Origin of the sequence: Mannheimia pernigra, assembly GCF_013377995.1 — a bacterium.
GTDB classification, from domain to species: domain Bacteria; phylum Pseudomonadota; class Gammaproteobacteria; order Enterobacterales; family Pasteurellaceae; genus Mannheimia; species Mannheimia pernigra.
The window spans coordinates 765,911-786,168 of the sequence record NZ_CP055305.1 but is presented as its reverse complement, the minus strand read 5'-3'; the positions used below and the strand labels follow the sequence as shown (position 1 = coordinate 786,168).

25 protein-coding genes and 1 pseudogene are annotated in these 20,258 nt (G+C 39.5%); 18 read left to right on the top strand and 8 right to left on the bottom strand.

Translation table 11 applies throughout. From position 1 onward, the window contains the following. The first annotated feature begins 141 nt into the window (after positions 1-141). The 18 genes from HV560_RS03900 (at position 142) to HV560_RS03815 (ending at position 10,379) form a co-directional block, all read left to right on the top strand. Positions 142-894, top strand: a complete 753-nt coding sequence (locus HV560_RS03900) for a hypothetical protein (RefSeq protein WP_176812192.1) — start codon at positions 142-144, stop codon at positions 892-894. Between the two features lie 222 nt (positions 895-1,116). Next, a complete protein-coding gene (locus tag HV560_RS03895; RefSeq protein ID WP_238348733.1) occupies positions 1,117-1,353 on the top strand; it encodes a helix-turn-helix transcriptional regulator in 237 nt (78 codons plus the stop codon). Positions 1,354-1,364: 11 nt separating this feature from the next. Then, positions 1,365-2,117: an antA/AntB antirepressor family protein gene (locus HV560_RS03890; protein WP_176812191.1), complete on the top strand. Its 753-nt coding sequence runs from the start codon at positions 1,365-1,367 to the stop codon at positions 2,115-2,117. Beyond that, positions 2,114-2,401, top strand: coding sequence for a hypothetical protein (locus HV560_RS03885; RefSeq protein WP_238348732.1), 288 nt, complete (start codon positions 2,114-2,116; stop codon positions 2,399-2,401). The genes HV560_RS03890 and HV560_RS03885 overlap by 4 nt, the downstream gene beginning before the upstream one ends. A 5-nt stretch (positions 2,402-2,406) precedes the next feature. Beyond that, a complete protein-coding gene (locus tag HV560_RS03880) occupies positions 2,407-2,850 on the top strand; it encodes a hypothetical protein (protein WP_176812190.1) in 444 nt (147 codons plus the stop codon). Next, complete coding sequence (locus HV560_RS03875; protein WP_176812189.1) at positions 2,847-3,266, top strand: terminase small subunit; 420 nt, start codon at positions 2,847-2,849, stop codon at positions 3,264-3,266. The genes HV560_RS03880 and HV560_RS03875 overlap by 4 nt, the downstream gene beginning before the upstream one ends. A 5-nt stretch (positions 3,267-3,271) precedes the next feature. After that, positions 3,272-3,634 carry a hypothetical protein gene (locus HV560_RS03870; RefSeq protein WP_238348731.1) on the top strand — a complete coding sequence of 121 codons (363 nt, stop codon included), beginning with the start codon at positions 3,272-3,274 and terminating at the stop codon, positions 3,632-3,634. After that, positions 3,631-3,963, top strand: coding sequence for a hypothetical protein (locus HV560_RS03865; protein WP_176812188.1), 333 nt, complete (start codon positions 3,631-3,633; stop codon positions 3,961-3,963). Before HV560_RS03870 ends, HV560_RS03865 begins: the two co-directional genes overlap by 4 nt. Before the next feature lie 52 nt (positions 3,964-4,015). After that, on the top strand, positions 4,016-4,306 hold the full coding sequence (locus tag HV560_RS03860; protein ID WP_176812187.1) for a terminase small subunit: 291 nt from the start codon (positions 4,016-4,018) through the stop codon (positions 4,304-4,306). A 283-nt stretch (positions 4,307-4,589) separates the two neighbouring features. After that, complete coding sequence (locus tag HV560_RS03855) at positions 4,590-4,943, top strand: hypothetical protein (protein WP_176812186.1); 354 nt, start codon at positions 4,590-4,592, stop codon at positions 4,941-4,943. 47 nt (positions 4,944-4,990) lie between these two features. Beyond that, on the top strand, positions 4,991-5,437 hold the full coding sequence (locus HV560_RS03850) for a hypothetical protein (protein WP_176812185.1): 447 nt from the start codon (positions 4,991-4,993) through the stop codon (positions 5,435-5,437). Positions 5,438-5,447: 10 nt separating this feature from the next. Further along, the gene (locus HV560_RS03845; RefSeq protein ID WP_176812184.1) at positions 5,448-6,062 is read left to right on the top strand and encodes a hypothetical protein; all 615 of its coding nucleotides are present in this window, start codon (positions 5,448-5,450) and stop codon (positions 6,060-6,062) included. A 316-nt stretch (positions 6,063-6,378) separates the two neighbouring features. Next, entirely contained in the window at positions 6,379-7,308 is a 930-nt protein-coding gene (locus HV560_RS03840; protein WP_176812826.1) for an ash family protein, read from the top strand. After that, positions 7,301-7,501 carry a hypothetical protein gene (locus HV560_RS03835; protein WP_176812183.1) on the top strand — a complete coding sequence of 67 codons (201 nt, stop codon included), beginning with the start codon at positions 7,301-7,303 and terminating at the stop codon, positions 7,499-7,501. The genes HV560_RS03840 and HV560_RS03835 overlap by 8 nt, the downstream gene beginning before the upstream one ends. Before the next feature lie 10 nt (positions 7,502-7,511). Then, positions 7,512-7,781: a hypothetical protein gene (locus HV560_RS03830; RefSeq protein ID WP_238348730.1), complete on the top strand. Its 270-nt coding sequence runs from the start codon at positions 7,512-7,514 to the stop codon at positions 7,779-7,781. Then, positions 7,774-9,537: a DNA primase family protein gene (locus HV560_RS03825; RefSeq protein ID WP_176812182.1), complete on the top strand. Its 1,764-nt coding sequence runs from the start codon at positions 7,774-7,776 to the stop codon at positions 9,535-9,537. Before HV560_RS03830 ends, HV560_RS03825 begins: the two co-directional genes overlap by 8 nt. 134 nt (positions 9,538-9,671) lie before the next feature. Then, positions 9,672-9,938, top strand: a complete 267-nt coding sequence (locus HV560_RS03820) for a type II toxin-antitoxin system RelE family toxin (protein ID WP_176812181.1) — start codon at positions 9,672-9,674, stop codon at positions 9,936-9,938. Between the two features lie 42 nt (positions 9,939-9,980). Then, the gene (locus tag HV560_RS03815) at positions 9,981-10,379 is read left to right on the top strand and encodes a helix-turn-helix domain-containing protein (RefSeq protein WP_176812180.1); all 399 of its coding nucleotides are present in this window, start codon (positions 9,981-9,983) and stop codon (positions 10,377-10,379) included. Positions 10,380-10,854: 475 nt separating this feature from the next. Here the strand turns inward: HV560_RS03815 and HV560_RS03810 are convergent. From HV560_RS03810 to fusA, 8 genes and pseudogenes are all read right to left on the bottom strand, one after another. After that, positions 10,855-12,176: pseudogene (locus tag HV560_RS03810) on the bottom strand (IS3 family transposase). A gap of 115 nt (positions 12,177-12,291) precedes the next feature. Next, positions 12,292-13,107: a serine O-acetyltransferase gene (cysE, locus tag HV560_RS03805; protein WP_176812179.1), complete on the bottom strand. Its 816-nt coding sequence runs from the start codon at positions 13,105-13,107 to the stop codon at positions 12,292-12,294. Between the two features lies 1 nt (position 13,108). Continuing rightward, positions 13,109-14,119 carry an NAD(P)H-dependent glycerol-3-phosphate dehydrogenase gene (gene gpsA, locus HV560_RS03800; protein WP_176812178.1) on the bottom strand — a complete coding sequence of 337 codons (1,011 nt, stop codon included), beginning with the start codon at positions 14,117-14,119 and terminating at the stop codon, positions 13,109-13,111. A gap of 107 nt (positions 14,120-14,226) precedes the next feature. Next, positions 14,227-14,730 (bottom strand): protein-export chaperone SecB, encoded by a 504-nt coding sequence (gene secB, locus HV560_RS03795; RefSeq protein WP_159629048.1) that lies wholly within the window; start codon positions 14,728-14,730, stop codon positions 14,227-14,229. A gap of 21 nt (positions 14,731-14,751) precedes the next feature. Beyond that, positions 14,752-15,204 carry a rhodanese-like domain-containing protein gene (locus tag HV560_RS03790; RefSeq protein ID WP_159629047.1) on the bottom strand — a complete coding sequence of 151 codons (453 nt, stop codon included), beginning with the start codon at positions 15,202-15,204 and terminating at the stop codon, positions 14,752-14,754. Between the two features lie 94 nt (positions 15,205-15,298). Next, on the bottom strand, positions 15,299-16,597 hold the full coding sequence (tig, locus tag HV560_RS03785; protein WP_176807588.1) for a trigger factor: 1,299 nt from the start codon (positions 16,595-16,597) through the stop codon (positions 15,299-15,301). A gap of 278 nt (positions 16,598-16,875) precedes the next feature. Continuing rightward, positions 16,876-18,060, bottom strand: a complete 1,185-nt coding sequence (gene tuf, locus HV560_RS03780) for an elongation factor Tu (protein WP_176807589.1) — start codon at positions 18,058-18,060, stop codon at positions 16,876-16,878. 59 nt (positions 18,061-18,119) lie between these two features. Next, positions 18,120-20,222: an elongation factor G gene (fusA, locus tag HV560_RS03775; RefSeq protein WP_176807590.1), complete on the bottom strand. Its 2,103-nt coding sequence runs from the start codon at positions 20,220-20,222 to the stop codon at positions 18,120-18,122. Positions 20,223-20,258: the final 36 nt, after the last annotated feature.

Sequence of the window (20,258 nt, the reverse complement as noted above, 5' to 3'; positions counted from 1 at the left end):
TGTAAAAAACTATGCAAATTGCTGTTTATATTTACAAATTTATTTTTTAAATTTAAATATTTTTAATAAACAATTGATTTAAAAGATGTTTTTTATTTGCATTTTATAGATATATGCAAACAACCGTTCTAGGAGGTAAGAATGGCACAATTTAATCAGAATGATTTTGAGACAACGCTACTAAATAAAGCTGAATTAGAGCAGGCTTTAGGTATTAAAATCAATCTAAACAACAGCACAACACATTTAGATGATTATGCGATGTATTCAGAAATAAATTTACACGATGTTGTATGCATATTTTTAGATTTGCACCCTGAAGACTGGAATGCTCACGAACATCCGAGATACAACACTATTTTTAATGCCATCAAACAATCTGCTGAAACAGGAAACATCACAGCAAGAATAGAAAAGGACAGAAATGGATTTAACCAGATTTTTTTAAATCACGATACGATCAGACGATATGCTCAAACCTATAATTTACTATGGAATGTTCCACCGTATAAGGCGGTAGAAATTAACACCCAAACAGCAGACAACAGCGAACTAATACAACAACTCACCTCCAAGGATGAGGAAATAGCAAGATTAAAAGCGGAAATTGAGAGCTTGAAACAGGCTCAAATGCAAAAAACTCAAATAGTAGATTATGAGCAACGCTCAATCTATGGACACACAACCGAGCCAATCAAAGCTATTTTTGATGTAATTAATCGATTTTGGGTAAATGCGGATTTATCTCAACCTGACACGATAGCAAATGCGGAACATATAGAAAAATGGATAGAAGACAATTTCGATAATGTAAAGGTTAGTAAGACGATAAGAGAGGCTATTCAAAAAATCACTAGACCAGAACAAGCTCGCTATATAGGTAGAAAATCATAAAAGGGGCAACCCCTTTTAAAACCTTATAGCACAAGGCAATAACAAATATATAAGGGTTAAATTCTAAAAGGGTTTAACCCTTTTTCTATGATAAACCCCTCCCCCCTTTAAAACCCTTTCAATCTATTTTCATTCCTCAAAATTCCCAAAATATTCCCATAGCAACCGCTTACACCCTTTCAAGGTTTAAGCATTTCAATTTAACAGCATAGGGGAATATAAATGACCGAAAGCACTATCACACACTTAGCTGATGATGTTCGCATTATCCGCCCATTTATCGCTCGCCAAAAGTTAGGCGTAGGCAAAACCACCTTTTCAGACTGGCAAAACCCGAAATCAAAACGCTATCGCCCTGACTTCCCGAAGAAAATTCAGCTAGGGGCTAATTCGGTCGGCTATCTCGAAAGTGAAATTAATGCGTTTATTCAATCGCTAGCGAATAGCAGAACAGTATAGGGAGGTTGCCAATGACAGCAGAAAATTATTCAGCCACTCAATTAACCGAATTCTTACCGATTGTTACGCAACAACATCAAGGAGAAATCAAGCAATTAGTTGATGGTCGCCAATTATGGCAATTCTTAGAAAGCAAACAGCACTTTGCGGACTGGATTGTAAAAGCGATTGAAGCAGGGTTCTTTGAGAAAAATAAGGATTATTTTACATTTCATAAAATTATGAATCGTAAACAAGGCGTTAGAGGTGCAAGTAAACGCAATGAGTATTTGCTGACCGTATCAATGGCTAAAGAATTAGCAATGTTAGAGCAAAATGAGCAAGGGAAATTAGCTAGAAGATACTTTATTCAATGCGAAGAACGACTATCACAACTTGCCCCCAATGATGTTATTCAATACCGCCAACAATGGCATAAAGACCGAGAAGCAGTAAAAACCCCATTCAAACGAATGTGTAACGCACTTGAACAAGCAAGAGAAAGAAAGGGTAAGGCAACAAGCAAATTCCACTACACCAATGAAGCAAAAATGCTGATGGAAGTGTTACTAGGTATGAATGTTCATCACTGGCGACAGGCTCACAACATCATAGGCGATACAAGAAACGCACTTAATGCAGAGCAACTACTCAAGCTGGAATATTTAGAACAAGCAAACAGCCTATTGCTTGATATGGGCTTGTTAAATTACCAACAACGCAAAGCCAAACTAACTGAAATTTTATCTACTAAATTCAATAAAAAAATAATGGCGGTTCTATGAAGTGCATTACAGCCAAGCAAAATCCAGTTTTAATGCGGTTAGCTATCCGGCACTACCTAGATAATGACAAAGGCACTAAAACGCCATTATTCACGTTTTTAAGCCTGTATTCAGATAATGAGCCTTACCCCTTGCCCGAGCTTTTAATAATGCTAGGTAGGCGAATAGAGGCACTAGAGAAGCAATATAAGACAATGCCAATAGAAAACGATTTAATCACACTAGGTATTTTAAGAAAACAGCTCGCACAACTGCGAAAAGTGGCGGGCAGACTGGAGAATTAAACAAGATGAAAACAAAAAACACATTAAAGCACGAATTAAATTTACCGGGTATTACTGCCCTAATGAATGAGCCTATCAAAGCAACATTGAGCTTTTTAGATTTTCCGCATATCCGAATTGAACGACTATACCACGATAACGGCAACCCATTTTTTATTGGGGTGCTTTCTCTTGACCTTGAAGATCATATCAATATTGAAATGGCGGGGGCAACAGGCTTTTTAGAAGCCCTAGCGGTTATTGCCTATCATCAACAACTAACGGCAACGCCTTTATTAGTGAATGATGACCTATTGAGCGAAATCAACAAACTACCCTACCCACAGCGAACAAACCCATTTATCGACCGGCACGGCAATGAAATCACAAAAGAAATGATGAGCAAAGATTACAGAAAGCAAGTTGATTATGCCTTTGCTGAAAAACGAATGGCGGAGGGGAAAGAATGACAGAACTCACACCAAAACAAGAGGCTTTTTGCCTTACCTATATTGAAACAGGTAACGCAAGCGAGGCATATCGCCAAGCATACGAAGCGGAGGGAATGAAACCCGAAACTATCAACCGCAAAGCAAAAGAATTATTAGACAACGGCAAGATTACGGCAAGAATTGAGGAATTGAAAGCCGAACACGCAGAACGCCATAAATTAACCGTTGATGACTTATTAACTGAGCTTGAAGAAGCGAGAACACTTGCTAAAGCTAAAGAAAACCCTAACGCAATGACACAAGCAACAATGGGGAAAGCAAAGATTTTAGGGCTAGATAAACAAATTCACGAGGTAAAAGCCGATTTGCGAGAGCTACCCTCAAAAATCAATATTATTTTTACAGATGAACCAGAGCTGCAGATAACAGGATAAACATAATGAAAACCCTAAAACCCAACTTTAAAACCTACCCACAAACCAACCGCTTATTTGCGTTAAACAAAATCGCTATTGAGCATTGTAAGCAAGATTTCCCCGACTGCTATCACTTCAAAAAAGTGCTGGCGGAAGAATGCACCGAACTAGCCGACCGTTTGAAAATGGGCTTAGTGCTAATGGCGGAATTAAAAGCCAACGGCACAACGCTAACAAGCGACCAAAACACGCAATTTAAAGCGTTTAGAAATGGGGCAAAGTATTTGCTCTACACGTTGCTAACGTGGATAAAGGCGAATTTGAGCCGACACCCTACAAGCCGATTAAACAAGCGGACTAAACACTACATTAAGGCAGGAAAATGAAGAAACACCATACACAAACCAACGGCGAAAAAGTGATGTTAGAGGTTGCTTTAAATGAGAATGGCACGTCTGAACTCGAATGCACGTTTAAGCATTTCATTGTTAGCCCAAGAACCTATATCAGCCAATTTGAGCAAGAGACAGGGCTGAAACTATGGCATAACAACACAATATCGGATAACGGCAAATATTACACACGTTACCAACTACCCGACCGCCATACAGCCCGAAAAGTTATTGAGTGGCTAAATCATAAAGCAGGGCTAAGAAATGAAATTGCTATCACGAGCGAACAAGCACAGCAGATTTTAAGCCGTTTTGATGTGTAGCAAGGTGCAAGCACTCCCGAAAAAGTAGGGAAACACTACTGAGGAAATCACTATGCCAAGAATACGAACAGAAACCCTAACCGAAAAACAAGAAGCCTTTTGCTTAGCTTACCTGAAATGCGGCAACATTCTAAAAGCCTATCAAGCAGTGAATACCGGCACAATGAAACCGCATTCAATGCGAGCAAGGGCAAGCGAAATGATGAATGATTACAGGGTATTTAATCGGCTGAAACAGCTTGTCCAAGCACACAAGGCAAGAGGCGAACACTTGCCGAAGTTTAGAAAAGGCTCACTAATGGCGGAATGGCTAGAAAGCAATAACTTAAAAAACGATCCCTGATAAAAGTTGACTTTTATTCAGTCATTTTTACCCAAAACAGGTAAGAAAACTTACCCCAAAACAGGCAAACTTTTACTAATTCAGTCAAACAAAAACCCCTAGCCATACACAACTAGGGGTAATGGAGTGACTTCTTATGAAAAACTATCTTCTTAACTTCAACATTGATATTACTCTCTTTCATCTAAAAATCAATCTCTAACCATCTATAAATCTCACACCGAATAAATATGAACTTATGGTAAAATATTAACCATTTTCAAATACTTACAGGAGCGTTTCTATGATTGTAAAAGGCAATAAAAATCATATTGTCAAAAGCGGTAGATACCCCGCCAAACTAGCTGAAATTAAGACCATTCAAAGCGGATATGGTGAAAGAATGGCGTTCATCTTTGAAATCATCGGGGGAGTATATCAAGGCGTTAAATTAACCCGAACTTGTACCCCGATACTAAAACCTAATAGCAACTTAACTGAGATCGTCCAAAGTCTAAATCACAAACCGCTATCACCTGAGCAGATTTATAACGGTATTGATGTATCTCAATTTCAAGGCAACGAATATCAAATTAAAGTTACACAACGAGAAAGCAAAAACGGCTTTTACTACAGCCATATTGAGCAAATCATCTAGCCAGTGACTACACTCTCCACATCACCAAAAAGCAAAGGCTAAAAGGTATGAAGAAAAAAATCAAAAATAATAGTCAGTATTTCCAAGCTGACTTCTCTCTATTGAAATCCGTTGCAAGTAAAGGCGATTTTAGACTTCTATCCGCTATGCTTGTCTTAAATCGTTTTGCTAATGGCATTCCTAAAACCCCGAAAGAACAACCCTTCAGCATTACCTACGCAGGAGCAAAAGCAATCAGTGAACACCTAAATTGCCGTTGGGAAACAGGCAAACAACTTCAGTCTGAGCTTCTTTTAAATGGTTACATTTCTAAACTAAGACAGGCAAAAGGGACATTATTTAAAATTAACTACACGACATTAAACATCAATTTGCCCGTTGCATTTGTCGATAGTATCAATCAAGTTAGTTCTGTTATATATCGCATAAATCACGCTGAAAACGCCACAGAAAGCGAAAAACTAAATACCCTAGCTACTGCTAACTTTTTATAAAAATCTCTCTATGAGCGATTTAGGCGGTTTTAATGGCGTATTTCAAAAATGGGATATAGAAACAAAGCATTTTGATGCTACTGACTTTCTAATAAGACTTTCTGCTTCTAACACGAATAAAGAGGAAGCCTATAAATCATTTATTCGAGATTTTTTATTTTCACAAGACGAAGTAATCAGCGAAGAAAACAGCTCTCTATTTTGGAAAACGCTTCAGCAACTAAAACGGTTAGGATTGATTTATGAGGTTATTGTATTGCTAGAGAAGCAACCACCCAAGCAACCTAAGCTGATATTCACGATAAGAATTAACGACTATCACGCAGATAATGCCGATTTATCGTATGTTAGTTCAGCAATCGATAGCAGTATTGCTTACTACGGTAACAGGGATTTTAACTATGATGTAGATGAGTTGTACGATGAAGAAATGAGCCTGAAGAACAGCACCACAGGCAATAAAGTAATTCGCCTCGTTATCCCTTGCCACCCAAATAGAGAATATGAAATTTTAACGATTTATCGTCCACGCTTCCGCTTTTCTCACCCTGATATAGCTCTTTGGCAAAAAACAGAAGACGAAAACATCTCTAATTTCATTGATGAAGTAGATGACAATTTGTGAGTTTGACCAAATTTTTTTGTATGAAATCCCATAAAAAATGGGATAAATGTCCCGTAAAAAATGGGATTAATTTACCCAAAATAACCACAAAAAAAGTAATGGGAAGACATATAAGTAGAACGTAAATATATACGTAGATCGTAAATATATAAGTAGAGCGTAGAATATAAATAGAGTGATTGTCCGCAAAAAAATTTTTGCAGACCACGCACAAAAAAAGCCAAAAATGAAGATTAACAATTCGTACATTCTGAAAATGTGTAGATTGGCTTTCTGATGAAAAAATTAAAAAATGTGAACGAGATCACTTTACAAAATCCTAAGTGAGATTTATTCTGCTCACGTTGTAGCAAAATCTACAACCGAGCGTCAGAACTCGAACGATTTATACACGGCGAACAAAAGCATGCCATTCAATCGTGCTATTTTTGTTTGTAGCACACACACACCCAAAGAAAACAATCTCCCCACTTTTGGGCAGATTGCCTTTCTCTCTATGGTAGCGTGTAATGGGAAAGGTTCGCCCTTTGCTGTGTTCCGTGTATCGCAGTTTCTGACCCCGTTACACGTTACCGCCCAAATCGTCAGAAGTTTAGCGGTAGCCCCTGAAAAATCAAACACGGAGCTATCATCAATGATCTACAAATTCCTCTTACTAGGCTCACAACGCCTGAAAATCACCGTACACGCCAACAACAAAGCCGAAGCCTTGAGCCGTGTTCAATTTGCCTCTAAACCGCTTCTAGTGGCACGTTTACGCAATCCACTTGTAAATAATTCAGCAAATATGACCGCTTGCGATACTGAACAAAATAACAGCTTGCCAAGTGTGGATGGTTGCGGTCATAATGACCTCACTACTACATACGACGCTAACCGCAAGCGTGATACAAGCGGTCTTTTTTTACCTCAAATTCACAATCACGGGATTACTACACCCAAGATCTATTCAGAATTAGCGGTAAGGGCGACACCCCGAAATAAGGCTTTAAGCACGAATAAGGGGGGCTATTCGTATGTAGCAGTTGAACCCTTATCGCACCTTTCACAAAGCGATAAGTCATTTTATCAACTAACTAAAACATACGACACTATGAAAAAACCAACCCAAACCGGCAACACCGCCAAAACTACGCCTATCGTTCGCTCTACACGTTTTATTAACTTCCACCAATGGTGGAAGTTGAATAGCATTCGCTCCCCTATTGCCCTTTCTTCACGTTTTGAGGGGGTGCAATATGTATAAATCTCAAGAAATCAATGCCCAAGAATTAGAGGATTTTGACACAGCCAAATGCACCCTATGGGAAGCTCTATGTATGCTTGAAATGATTAAGGATAACCTACTTGCTAACGAAGATACTATCAATATAGGCACGGCTTTAAGAGGCGTGGTCAAGATGATTGATGACAGCGTAACACGTTTGGAAGAGATTTAAGGGGGCGGGTATGACTAATCAGCAAGAGCAATTTAACAACGGCATTTTTAAGTGTTGGCAAGCAGCCAATATTCTTGAAGCAATGATGAAATCTCGCCTACAAGATATGGACGGAGTCGCTATATCCGTGGCTTTAGAGGGCGTACATAGCATTTTGATCGGTGCATTAAGCGAAATGGAAGGACTTGATTTTAATCAACAAGCCTTTACACCTCACACCGCCACCAAGATAAACCGCATTGAAAAGCAACGATTAGCAACAGGGGGCAAATATGACTAAACTCAAGAATGCCCCGAACGTAAACAAGCAACCGAAAGGCAAACCATACGAAGCCTACATCATAGCCGGTAGCAATGCGTGGGATAAAACCAAAAAGCAAACCGTGCTAGAGTGGACGAAATCAGAAAGCGACTATCAACCTATCATTCTAGGTGGTAAAGAATTGCGAGAAATCGACCGCTTGAAATTGGCGGTAGAGGTAGGAACAACCTCAATCTATCGAGCAGGAACACTCACAGAAGCCGAGAAATCGGCTATCTGTCAAAACCTTGCCAAACATTCAACGGCTGAAACGGTAGCTTTCTATGATGAAGCTCTACAGCTTGAAGAAAATGTAAGTGAATACATTGCCCGATTGCGTGCGGAAATGGGGAAAGATGGCGGAAGAGTGAAAGCGGAAAGCGATATAAGCATATCCGATAACCCAACACAAAAGGAGCTATTACACGCCTTTTTGAAATGGCAACCACAACCACTAGCCCGAGACACTAAGTTAGGCATAAACTACCTTTACAACGGCATTTACTGGCAATCGCTCGATAATGAAATGCTTGAACGGCAGATAATGGCATTTTTTGAAGAAGTGGATATTGATTTTTCAGACCGAAAAATTACAAGCCTAGCTAAACTGGTAGAGCGTAAAATCCCCCAAATGCCTGACGGTTCGCCCGATATAATCGGGTTTGCGAATGGTAAGCTAAACAAACATACAGGCGAATTTACCGCCATCACAAAAGAGGATTATTTACGAGAGATTGAGGACTACGAAATAAACCCAAATAGCACCGATACACCGTACTTTGAGCAATGGTTAGACTTTGCTTCTAATGGCAACAAAAACAAGCGAGAAGCCCTATTCGGGGCGTTATACGCAGTCTTAACTAACCGCTATAAATGGCAGCTCTATTTTGAGGTAGTAGGCGTAGCCGGTGCAGGTAAATCAATCTTTGGTGAAATCGCCAAAGTAATTAATGGGCGAGGCAATACCACTATTCTTGATATTGGCGGATTTGATGAACAAACCGAGTTAGCAAAGATTATCGGTAAATCGCTTGTGCTATCACCTGAACAGCCATACTACTGCGGAAATGCAGATGGATTGAAACGAGCAACAGGAGGCGAAGCAGTCGGCGTTAGATTGCTATACAAGCAAGGCATAGACTACTACCCTAAAATCATTTTTATGTATGCGACAAATAACGTTATCACGTTTACTGACGGCAGAGACGGCAACCAAAACAGCGGACACTTAAGACGCAAGGTTACTTTCTACTTTGGGCGTAAAATTCCTGATGATGTACGTGATGATGATTTCATTGAAAAGGTCAAAGGGGAAATTTACGGTATTATTCACCGCTTGCTAAACACTTTCCCAAACCCCGAACAGGCAAGAGAAGTATTGCTATCACATCAAAAGCAAGGCGAAGCGATAGAAATGCAGCGAGAGAGTAATCACTTAATCAGTTTTGCTACACATTTCAAGATAGACAATAGCAAGCCAATCTCTATGCGATGGGGTTCAACGAGAACATCACTAAACGAAAGTAAAGCACTCTATAAAGCCTATCTATTCTTTTGTGATTGTATCGGACAAAAGCCGTTATCACTCCAACACTTTAAAAGGGCATTCCCTGAAGCCTTAAAAGCAAGCAGAGAACAAGCACAGATTATTGAAGTAATGAAAACAGGAAATAAAACGTTAAACATCTCTTATAAAGACTATCAAAGCACTATGGACGAATGGCGAGACGGTTAGCCCTACCGCCACATCATAAGCCTAGCTGAAATATGCTAGGCTTTTTATTTATAATTTACTTATAATATAATTGATTAGACAAATATAAGTCTTTATAATACATCTATTGTTAAATAATAAGAGAATGCTACACAATGAATAAAATCACATTCACAGGGAAAGCGGATAAGCAACTCTCAAAAATTGATAGTCGATATATACAAGCTATTTTGGATGCAATTGAAGCACTTGTTTTATTCCCTGATGTTCAACTCGATATTAAAAAACTAAAGGGCTATATAAATAGGTTTAGGCTAAGAGTTGGACGGTATAGAGTGATTTTCGAGGTGCAGGATGGAGAGCCAAAAATCATCGAAATTCAAACGATAGCAAAACGAGACGAGCAAACCTATACACATTAAAGAATAGGGGCGAAAGCCCCTCAAATAAGCGGAGAATGCGAAATGAAACCATATCAAACAATTAAAGACACCAACGGCAAGGATTTATTTGTGCTTGTGCCGGTGGCTGAATTTGAAGAGCTAACTGGGGCGGGTAAATATAACTTCCCTTATGATGACGAAACCGAACAAGACCTTGTAGAGATTGAAGTAGATAATGATGAATTTGACGATGTAACACTACCTTTTGAAGTAGTGAAGATCAAACTAGAACAAAACATCAATTCATTAGGAGCGTGGCGGATTTACCGCAACCTATCACAGCAAGACGTGGCGGAAAAAACAGGGCTTTCACAATCTGCTATTTCACAAGCTGAACGCAAAGGCAACCGACCACAGAAACGCACAAGGGAAAAACTAGCTAAAATCTACAACTGCACCCCTGAACAGTTGGCAATTTAAACCTACTACATATTACTACATTAAAAAGCCGTTGATTGAGAAATTGACGGCTTTAAAATTCCTATTACATTAAAAACGCCCCCTAAATATCACCTATTTTACCCAAATATCACCAATTTCACCAAAACATCACCACTCTACAAAGCCTTATATATCAATACTTTAAGCCTATTTTTGGTGATAATGGTGATATTTTTTTCAAAACTATTTTTCTAAACTTTGAAAAAAGAATGGCAAAGGTAAAATAAGCTACATATCACCGATTACAAAATAATCTATTTAATGAGGCACTTTGAATTTTAGGAGTATATTTAGGAGTACAAATAAAATTTGAATTAACCAAAACCCTTATTTATCAAGGCTTGATGACACTCAATTCAGATGACCCCAGCCCACCAAATTATAAACCTATAGCGTTCTATAGATACCTAAAAAGCCTTGAAAATCAATGATCTGCCCCCAAAAAGTTAGACTGTTATTTAAAGGACTGATGTCGATATTGTATCGGACTCAGTCCTTTTAGTTTTAGTTGGATTCGTTCTTCATTATAGTAACGAACATATTCATTGATGACTTGTTCCAGTTCATCAATACTCTCAAACGTTTTTTCGTAAAAGCATTCTGTTTTCATTCGCCCAAAAAAGCTTTCCATCGCCGCATTATCTAAACAATTCCCTTTCCCAGACATACTTTGCTGAATACCATTTTTAGCTAATAGACTCTGATAACGATGCATTTGATAATGAAAACCTTGGTCTGAATGTCATATCAGATTTGCATTTTTCGGGAGCTTTTCGACCGCTTGTCATAACATTTTCTGTACAAGCATGCCATTTGGGCTACGGCTCATTTGATAAGCGACCAATTCATTGTTAAAGCAATCTAAAATCGGCGAAAAATAGAGCTTCTCTTCTTTCACTTTAAATTCGGTAATGTCTGTCAGCCATTTCTCATTCGGCTTAGTTGCACTAAAGTTTCTTTGTAACAGATTTGGCGCGACTTTGCCTTGTTCTCCTTTATAAGCGTTATATTTACGTTGTTTCTTCGACCTAACTTGTCAGCCCATTACTTGAATCAAGCGTTGAACTCGTTTGTGATTCACATCGCCTAATTTTGCGGTGACTCGGCGATAACCATAGTGAGGCTCTTTCTGCTTAATTTCACAAATCCGTTTTTTGAGCTCACTGTCTTTGTCTAATTTAGGGGGTTGATGATAAAAGAATGTACTTCGAGCCAGCTTTGCTATTCGCAGAAGAATAGCTAACGGATAGTGTTCTCTTAACTTTTGGATTGTTTCTGCCGTTTGGCTTCGCCCCTTTTGATTATCTCGTCTAACTTTTTTAGATAGGCTACCTCTGCTTCTAGTTCTAAAATACGCAAGCGTAGGCGGTCTTCTTCTGTTTTAGGCGGTGGCGGCATTTTCGCATAGTGAGGCTTCATACTCGGGCGACCTTTGGATTTTGGTTGGAGTCCATTTATACCGCTTTTCCGAAAGGCTTTCAACCATTGGCTGATTACCCCGCTATTGGAAATACCAAAATGAAGAGTCGCCTCTTCAGCAGAAAATAAACCATCAAGGATTGATTTAATCACCTGAAACTTAAATTCTGGAGAGTAAGCTCTTTTACAATGGAGGACAGCTAACCCATTGATACCTGAATATTTATATTGAGCAATCCAACGTCTCACTGTTTTACTAGATAAATCAAAATGATGAAGTGTTATAGGAAGATTTTCGTGATGTTCAACATAGAAATCCACGACTTGTTGTTTAAAAATTTGGGGGTATTTAGTCATAAAAAATCTGCACCTTAATCAGTTGGAAAGTGAGTCCAACTTTTGGGGGGCAGATCAAAAAACTTACAGGGCTTTTTTATTGTCCTATGCGTACCTATGAAGAAATCTAAAGTAGCTAAATTCCATCGCCAAACAATCGCTGTTCGTCTCCGAAATATTGGTTCATATCGAATGCTGGTTTTTGTTCTGAGGACTTGCCTATAATGCGAGCAGGTACGCCAGCGGCGGTAGCATATTCTGGAACAGGTTGTAGTACCACCGAATTTGCACCAATTTTTGAATAACGACCAATTTCAATATTACCCAGAATTTTCGTACCAGCACCAATCATTACACCTTCTCGAATTTTCGGATGGCGGTCGCCATTTTCTTTACCTGTTCCACCTAGTGTGACGCCTTGCAAAATTGAAACGTCATTTTCAATAACCGAGGTTTCGCCTATTACAATGCCCGTAGCGTGGTCAAACATTATGCCACAGCCCACTTTTGCAGCAGGGTGAATATCCACATCAAAAGCAACTGAAATTTCATTTTGTAAATAAACCGCAAGTGCCTTTCTGCCTTGATTCCATAAATAGTGCGTGACTCGGTAGCTTTGTAGAGCATGGAAGCCTTTTAGATAAAGTAATGGCGTACTCCATTTATCGACTGCAGGATCGCGTGTGCGAACTGCATTAATATCACAGGCAGCACTCGCAATAATTTCGGGCTCTGCTCTATAGGCTTCTTCAATAATCTCTTTTAATGCAATTGCTGGCATAATCGGATTTTCCAGCTTATTTGCTAAAATATAACTTAACGCATCACCCAAATTATGGTGTTTTAAAATAGTTGCATGGAAAAAACTCGCTAACATCGGCTCACTGTTAGCAAGATCTTTTGCCTCTTCTCTAATAGATTGCCAAATCTGATTAATTTCATCTCGTTGCATATTATTCCTCTTTTCGCTCACGCCCTAACAAATCTTTAACTGCATCCGAAGCATTTTTCCCACAAAAGAGGATTTGATAAATCTGCTCGACTATAGGCATTTCAACACTTTGTTTTTGTGCAAGTAAATACGCTTCTTTGGTATTGTAAAAACCTTCCACTACTTGCTTAATTTCACCGATAGCGGCTTCTGCCGATTTTCCTTGTCCAAGAGCGAGTCCAAAGCGGCGATTTCTAGATTGATTATCGGTACAAGTCAGCACTAGGTCAGCTAGACCCGCCATTCCTGTAAAGGTTTTTGGATCAGCGCCTAAAGAGGCACCTAAGCGGCTAATTTCAGCAAGCCCTCTAGTTATTAAGGCAGTTCTAGCATTTGCTCCAAACCCCATTCCATCTGAAATACCAGCACCAATGGCAATCACATTTTTAATTGCACCGCCCAGTTGCACCCCAACAATATCGCTGTTGAGGTAAACACGGAATGCCTTTGAGCAGTGAATACGTTGTTGCATTTCATCAGCAAAAATAGGATCCGTTGAAGCAAGAGCAATAGCAGTTGGTAGGCCTAAAGCAAGCTCTTTTGCAAAAGTTGGACCAGAAAGCACAGCGAGTGGGTAAGATTCGCCTAGAATTTCTTGCGTTACCGTTTGTAATAATCGTCCTGTATCTCGTTCGAGCCCTTTAGTTGCCCACATAATGCGGTGCTCTTTAGACAAAATCGGCTTAATTTGCATCAAAACATCAGAAAATACGTGGCTTGGCACAACAATGAGCAAATCTTTAACTTTTTGCAATACCGTTGATAAATCTGAAACCACTTCCAACGCTTCTGGAAAAATAATATCTGGCAAAAAAGCTTGGTTCATCCTAACTTTAGCAAGTTCCGCCATTTTTACTGGGTTATGTCCCCATAAGTAGGTTTTATGACCATTGCGAGAAAGAGCAATTGCGAGTGCCGTACCGTAAGAGCCTGCACCCAACACGGCGATTGGTGCTGAATAAACTTCACTCATAGAGCCTCTGTTTAATTCTCAAATAAAGTTGCAAAAAATTCGTAAAAAACGACCGCTTGTAAGATAAAAAAATAGGTATGCAGTGCATACCTATTTCTCTAAAATGCTTAGTTAGCTAATGACTGCTCTGAGCTTTCTTCTTGCTGCTGGCTTTGGAGGTAATCCATAAATAACGCATCAAAATTTACTGGGGAAAGATTGAGCGCAGGGAATGTACCCCGATTAACCAAGCTTGCGATTAATTCACGTGCATAAGGATAAAGCACATTTGGACATTGCGACGCTAAACAATGAGCAAGCTGAATGCCTTCTAGACCTTTAATGGTAAAGACACCTGCTTGTTTCACCTCGCAGATAAACGCAACATCATTGCTATCTTCCAAAGTAGTTTGTACAGTAATGTGCAATGTTACTTCGTATAAATCTTCACCGATCTCTTTGGTTTCAGTATCTAACTCAAAACCTAACTGTGGCTTCCATTCTTGATGGAAAATAGTAGGCAAATTCGGCGCTTCAAATGAAACATCTTTCACATAAACACGTTGAATTTGAAGTTCGAAAGGCGCTTGTGTAGCCTCTTCTGTTGAAGCAACTTGATTTTCTTCTGACATAAAATTTCCTTAACAAATAGATTATTTATGTTTCTTAACTGTTGGGAGGCTTGCTGCACGCCAGCCTGCAATTCCCTCTTTTAATACATATAGCTTGCTAAAACCTTGTTTAGCAATAGCATCTGCAACACCGCCTGATGTAAACCCATTAACATCAACTAAAATCATAGGGCGAGCTTTGTATTTATCAATCTGATGTGTTTTTCCTGCTTTTAATTCTGAAGGTAAAACGTGAATACTATCAATAATATGACCTGCACGGAACTCATCATCTGAACGTAAATCAATCACTATCGCTTCTTCTTTATTAATCAACTGAGTGGCTTGTGCATTATCCACAATATTGTATTTGCGGTTCGCATTTTTATAAAAACTGAAAACCACCGCGACAAATAATGCAACCCATGCGAATACCATAATTGTATGATTTGCAAAGAATTGCTGAAATTGTTGAGCAAAAGTAAGTTGTTCCATAATTTAATTTCCTTAGAATTAAAAAAATAAGCGGCTGCTTTTATGACCGCCTCTAAAAGTAATAAAAGGTAGGCATAAGCCCACCCTAAGGAAATTACTGAGCTTGTTGTGACATTACTTCGTCAAATGACATTGCTTTTTCTGTCACCTTCGCTTTCGCTAATACAGTATCAACCGCTTGCTCTTCTAAAACCACATTTCGAATATTTTCCGTTAATTGGCGATTTTTTGCATAGTGAGCAACTACTTCTTCTGGTTGCTCATAAGCTGAAGCGATATCAGCAACCATATCTTCAACACGTTTTTCATCAACTTTTAATTCATTAGAACCAATGATTGAAGAAAGTAATAAGCCAACTTGTACACGACGCTTAGCTTCTGCTTCAAATAATTCCGCTGGTAGTTGTGCAACCATATCAGGCTTACCGCCAAAACGTTGAACGGCTTGCTGGCGTAACACATTAATTTCTTCTTCCACAGCAGCAGCTGGCACTTCAACATCGTTTTGAGCAATCAATCCGTTGATCACTTGTGTTTTAATACGTGAAGTTACTGCATTTTTAAGTTCACGTTGCATATTTTTCTTAATTTCTGAACGTAACTCTTCAACAGATTTTGCATTACCGAATTTTTTTACAAACTCTTCTGTTAATTCAGGTAATACCATTTCTTCTACTTTCTTCAAAGTAATCGCAAATTTTGCTGCTTTACCTTTTAAGTTTTCAGAATGGTACTCTTCTGGGAAAGTTACATCAATGTCGAATTGCTCGCCTGCTTTGTGGCCTACGATACCGTCTTCAAAACCAGGGATCATACGACCTTGGCCCATAAATAATACGAAGTCAGACGCTTTACCGCCTTCGAATTCTTCTCCATCTACCGAGCCTACAAAGTCAATAGTTACACGAGCATCTTCTTTTGCAACGTCTTGAGTTTCTACCCACGTTGCTTGTTGTTTACGTAACACATCAACCATTTTGTCTAAATCTGCATCTGTAATTTCAACAACTGGTTTTTCCACTTCAATGTTTTCTAAGCCTTTTAATTCCACTTCTGGAAATACTTCAAATTCAGCAGTAAAATCGAAATCCTGACCTGGTTGATAGTTGTTCGGTGTAAAAGTTGGGCGACCTGCAAGATTGATCTTTTCAGCAATTACAGTTTCAAAGAATGCACGCTGCATTTCATCAGATAATACATCTTGACGAGCTGCGACACCAAAACGTTGTTCAATAATTGAGTGTGGCACTTTACCTTTGCGGAAGCCATCCACACGAGCATTTTTCGCATAGCCTTTTAATTGTTCTTTGTAGCCTGCTTCGATTTTATCAGCTGGAACGGTTATTTTTACACGGCGTTGTAAGCCTTCTAATGTTTCAATTGAGAATGACATTCTTAAACCTCAGTTTAGGGATATAAAAAAGATACATAAATAGGGAACTATTGTAGCGTTCTATCACTAAACTGTCGAGAAGAAACTCATTGGTAGATAAGGAAAATAGAATTGTTTTTGCAAAAAAATCTCAAAATCTAACCGCTTGTAAATTTGACTCTCTACAAGCGGTCTTTTTTCATCAATTTTTTGCAAATCACACAAACAAAAAAGAGGCATATCTTTCAATATACCTCTCTCTGCTAGCTATTTGCTATCAAATCAGAACATCCGTTCTATTATTTGATGATTTTCGCAACAACGCCCGCACCTACTGTACGACCACCCTCACGAATCGCAAAACGTAAACCTTCGTCCATCGCGATTGGGTGAATTAAGCTTACCACCATTTTGATGTTATCGCCTGGCATTACCATCTCAACACCTTCTGGTAATTCGATAGTACCTGTTACATCCGTTGTACGGAAGTAGAACTGTGGACGGTAGCCTTTGAAGAATGGCGTGTGACGACCACCTTCTTCTTTTGATAACACGTAAACTTCTGATTCAAAGTCTGTGTGTGGTGTGATTGAACCCGGTTTAGCTAATACTTGACCACGTTCGATTTCTTCACGTTTGGTTCCACGTAATAATGCACCAACGTTTTCACCTGCACGACCTTCGTCTAATAATTTACGGAACATCTCAACACCCGTTACCGTCGTTTTCGTTGTATCTTTGATACCTACGATTTCAACTTCATCACCAGTACGAACAATACCACGCTCTACACGACCTGTTACTACTGTACCACGGCCTGAAATTGAGAATACGTCTTCGATTGGTAATAAGAATGGTTTATCAATCGCACGCTCTGGCTCTGGGATGTAGCTGTCTAAGTGACCCGCTAATTCAAGGATTTTTTCTTCCCACTCCGCTACGCCGTTTAACGCTTGTAACGCTGAACCACGTACGATTGGTGTGTCATCACCTGGGAAGTCATATTGTGAAAGAAGTTCACGAACTTCCATTTCAACTAATTCTAATAACTCTTCGTCATCTACCATATCGCATTTGTTTAAGAATACGATGATATATGGAACACCTACTTGGCGACCTAATAAGATGTGCTCACGAGTTTGTGGCATTGGACCGTCTGTCGCTGCTACTACTAAGATTGCGCCGTCCATCTGCGCTGCACCCGTAATCATGTTTTTAACATAGTCCGCGTGTCCTGGGCAGTCAACGTGTGCGTAGTGACGGGTCTCTGTATCGTACTCAACGTGTGAAGTGTTGATGGTGATACCACGCGCTTTCTCTTCCGGTGCGTTATCAATTTGGTCAAATGCACGAGCTGCACCACCAAAGTGTTTTGATAATACCGTTGTGATCGCTGCTGTTAAAGTTGTTTTACCATGGTCAACGTGGCCTATTGTACCCACATTAACGTGCGGTTTTGTACGTTCAAATTTTTCTTTAGACACTTTAATATCTTCCTAAAAAATGAGCCACAGCCCTATTGCTCTGGCTCAGGTTAAACAAATTATTTTCTACGAGCTTCAATAATAGCATCAGCAACATTTTTTGGTGCTTCAGCATATTTTAAAGGTTCCATTGAGTATGATGCACGACCTTGAGTCTGTGAACGTAGGTCTGTTGCATAACCAAACATTTCTGAAAGTGGAACTTCCGCATTGATTTTAACAACAAACTCATTCGCTTCCTGACCGTTTACCATTGCACGACGACGACTTAAGTCACCGATTACATCACCAACGTAGTCTGGTGGAGTTTCCACTTCAACTTTCATAATTGGTTCAAGTAATACCGGGTTTGCTTTTGCAAACGCTGACTTAAATGCTAATGACGCTGCAAGTTTAAACGCTAACTCAGATGAGTCAACATCGTGGTATGAACCGAAGTGTAAACGAGCACCTAAATCCACTACTGGGTAGCCCGCTAATGGACCAGATTTAAGTTGCTCTTGGATACCTTTATCAACCGCAGGAATGTATTCACCAGGAATTACACCACCTTTGATTTCGTTCACGAATTCGTAACCTGGACCTTCCGCATCTAATGGGTACAAGTCGATTACAACGTGACCATATTGACCACGACCACCAGATTGTTTTGCGTGTTTACCTTCCACATCGTTAACACGAGTGCGAATAGTTTCACGGTAAGATACTTGTGGTTTACCAATGTTCGCTTCCACTTTAAATTCACGTTTCATACGGTCAACGATGATATCTAAGTGTAACTCACCCATACCAGAGATAATAGTTTCTCCAGATTCTTCATCCGTGTGAACACGGAATGAAGGGTCTTCTTGTGCTAAACGACCTAACGCTAAGCCCATTTTTTCTTGGTCAGCTTTAGTTTTTGGCTCTACCGCAACAGAGATTACTGGCTCTGGGAATTCCATACGTTCTAGAATGATCGGTGCATCCAATGCACATAATGTATCACCTGTACCAACATCTTTTAAGCCGATTGCTGCAGCGATATCACCCGCACGAACCTCTTTGATCTCTTCACGTTTATTTGCGTGCATCTGTACGATACGACCGAAACGTTCACGTTTCTGTTTTACCGAGTTGTAAACTGTATCACCAGAGTTAATTACACCTGAGTACACACGGAAGAACGTTAAGTTACCTACGAATGGGTCAGTTGCAATTTTAAATGCTAATGAAGAGAATGGTTCATCATCACTTGGGTGACGCTCGCCTTCAGTTTCATCTTCATTAATACCTTTAATCGCTGGAATATCAGTTGGTGCTGGTAAGTAATCAATTACCGCATCAAGCATCGCTTGAACACCTTTGTTTTTGAATGCAGAACCACAGCAAACAGGAATTACTTCACCTGCCAATACACGTTGACGTAATGCTGATTTAATTTCTTCTTCAGTTAACTCTTCACCAGAGAAGAATTTTTCCATTAATTCTTCAGAAGCTTCCGCTGCTGCTTCCACTAACATTGCACGACGTTCTTCACAAGCGTCTAGCATTTCTGCTGGAACATCTTCGTAAGTAAAAGTCATACCTTGGTCAGCTTCGTTCCAGTTGATTGCTTTCATTTTGATAAGGTCAATAACACCTTTGAAGCTATCTTCTGCACCGATTGGAAGTTGCAATGCAACTGCATTACCACCTAAACGAGTTTTGATTTGCTCAACAACGCGTAGGAAGTTTGCACCAGTACGGTCCATTTTATTTACGAACGCAATACGTGGTACTTTATATTTGTTAGCTTGACGCCATACTGTTTCAGACTGTGGTTGAACGCCACCTACCGCACAGTAAACCATTACCGCACCGTCAAGAACACGCATTGAACGCTCTACTTCGATAGTAAAGTCAACGTGTCCCGGAGTATCGATAACGTTAATACGATGTTGTGGGTATTGTTGTGACATACCAGACCAGAACGCAGTTGTTGCCGCAGAGGTGATCGTAATACCACGCTCTTGCTCTTGTTCCATCCAGTCCATTGTTGCAGCACCATCGTGAACTTCACCGATCTTGTGGCTTACACCTGTATAGAAAAGGATACGTTCAGAAGTCGTTGTTTTACCCGCGTCGATGTGTGCACTGATACCGATATTACGGTATCTTTCAATAGGGGTTTGACGAGCCATTTATTTCTTACCTTTTGGGTTTAAATTGAAATTCTT

Coding starts and splice junctions, on each gene's coding strand:
- HV560_RS03850 (WP_176812185.1), top strand. CDS start 4,991: ATGAAGAAAAAAATCAAAAATAATAGTCAGTATTTCCAAGCTGACTTC.
- HV560_RS03855 (WP_176812186.1), top strand. CDS start 4,590: ATGATTGTAAAAGGCAATAAAAATCATATTGTCAAAAGCGGTAGATAC.
- HV560_RS03870 (WP_238348731.1), top strand. CDS start 3,272: ATGAAAACCCTAAAACCCAACTTTAAAACCTACCCACAAACCAACCGC.
- HV560_RS03880 (WP_176812190.1), top strand. CDS start 2,407: ATGAAAACAAAAAACACATTAAAGCACGAATTAAATTTACCGGGTATT.
- HV560_RS03895 (WP_238348733.1), top strand. CDS start 1,117: ATGACCGAAAGCACTATCACACACTTAGCTGATGATGTTCGCATTATC.
- HV560_RS03900 (WP_176812192.1), top strand. CDS start 142: ATGGCACAATTTAATCAGAATGATTTTGAGACAACGCTACTAAATAAA.
- HV560_RS03865 (WP_176812188.1), top strand. CDS start 3,631: ATGAAGAAACACCATACACAAACCAACGGCGAAAAAGTGATGTTAGAG.
- HV560_RS03835 (WP_176812183.1), top strand. CDS start 7,301: ATGTATAAATCTCAAGAAATCAATGCCCAAGAATTAGAGGATTTTGAC.
- HV560_RS03875 (WP_176812189.1), top strand. CDS start 2,847: ATGACAGAACTCACACCAAAACAAGAGGCTTTTTGCCTTACCTATATT.
- HV560_RS03860 (WP_176812187.1), top strand. CDS start 4,016: ATGCCAAGAATACGAACAGAAACCCTAACCGAAAAACAAGAAGCCTTT.
- HV560_RS03820 (WP_176812181.1), top strand. CDS start 9,672: ATGAATAAAATCACATTCACAGGGAAAGCGGATAAGCAACTCTCAAAA.
- fusA (WP_176807590.1), bottom strand. CDS start 20,222: ATGGCTCGTCAAACCCCTATTGAAAGATACCGTAATATCGGTATCAGT.
- HV560_RS03815 (WP_176812180.1), top strand. CDS start 9,981: ATGAAACCATATCAAACAATTAAAGACACCAACGGCAAGGATTTATTT.
- HV560_RS03885 (WP_238348732.1), top strand. CDS start 2,114: ATGAAGTGCATTACAGCCAAGCAAAATCCAGTTTTAATGCGGTTAGCT.
- secB (WP_159629048.1), bottom strand. CDS start 14,730: ATGTCAGAAGAAAATCAAGTTGCTTCAACAGAAGAGGCTACACAAGCG.
- cysE (WP_176812179.1), bottom strand. CDS start 13,107: ATGCAACGAGATGAAATTAATCAGATTTGGCAATCTATTAGAGAAGAG.
- gpsA (WP_176812178.1), bottom strand. CDS start 14,119: ATGAGTGAAGTTTATTCAGCACCAATCGCCGTGTTGGGTGCAGGCTCT.
- HV560_RS03790 (WP_159629047.1), bottom strand. CDS start 15,204: ATGGAACAACTTACTTTTGCTCAACAATTTCAGCAATTCTTTGCAAAT.
- HV560_RS03830 (WP_238348730.1), top strand. CDS start 7,512: ATGACTAATCAGCAAGAGCAATTTAACAACGGCATTTTTAAGTGTTGG.
- HV560_RS03845 (WP_176812184.1), top strand. CDS start 5,448: ATGAGCGATTTAGGCGGTTTTAATGGCGTATTTCAAAAATGGGATATA.
- HV560_RS03890 (WP_176812191.1), top strand. CDS start 1,365: ATGACAGCAGAAAATTATTCAGCCACTCAATTAACCGAATTCTTACCG.
- tig (WP_176807588.1), bottom strand. CDS start 16,597: ATGTCATTCTCAATTGAAACATTAGAAGGCTTACAACGCCGTGTAAAA.
- HV560_RS03825 (WP_176812182.1), top strand. CDS start 7,774: ATGACTAAACTCAAGAATGCCCCGAACGTAAACAAGCAACCGAAAGGC.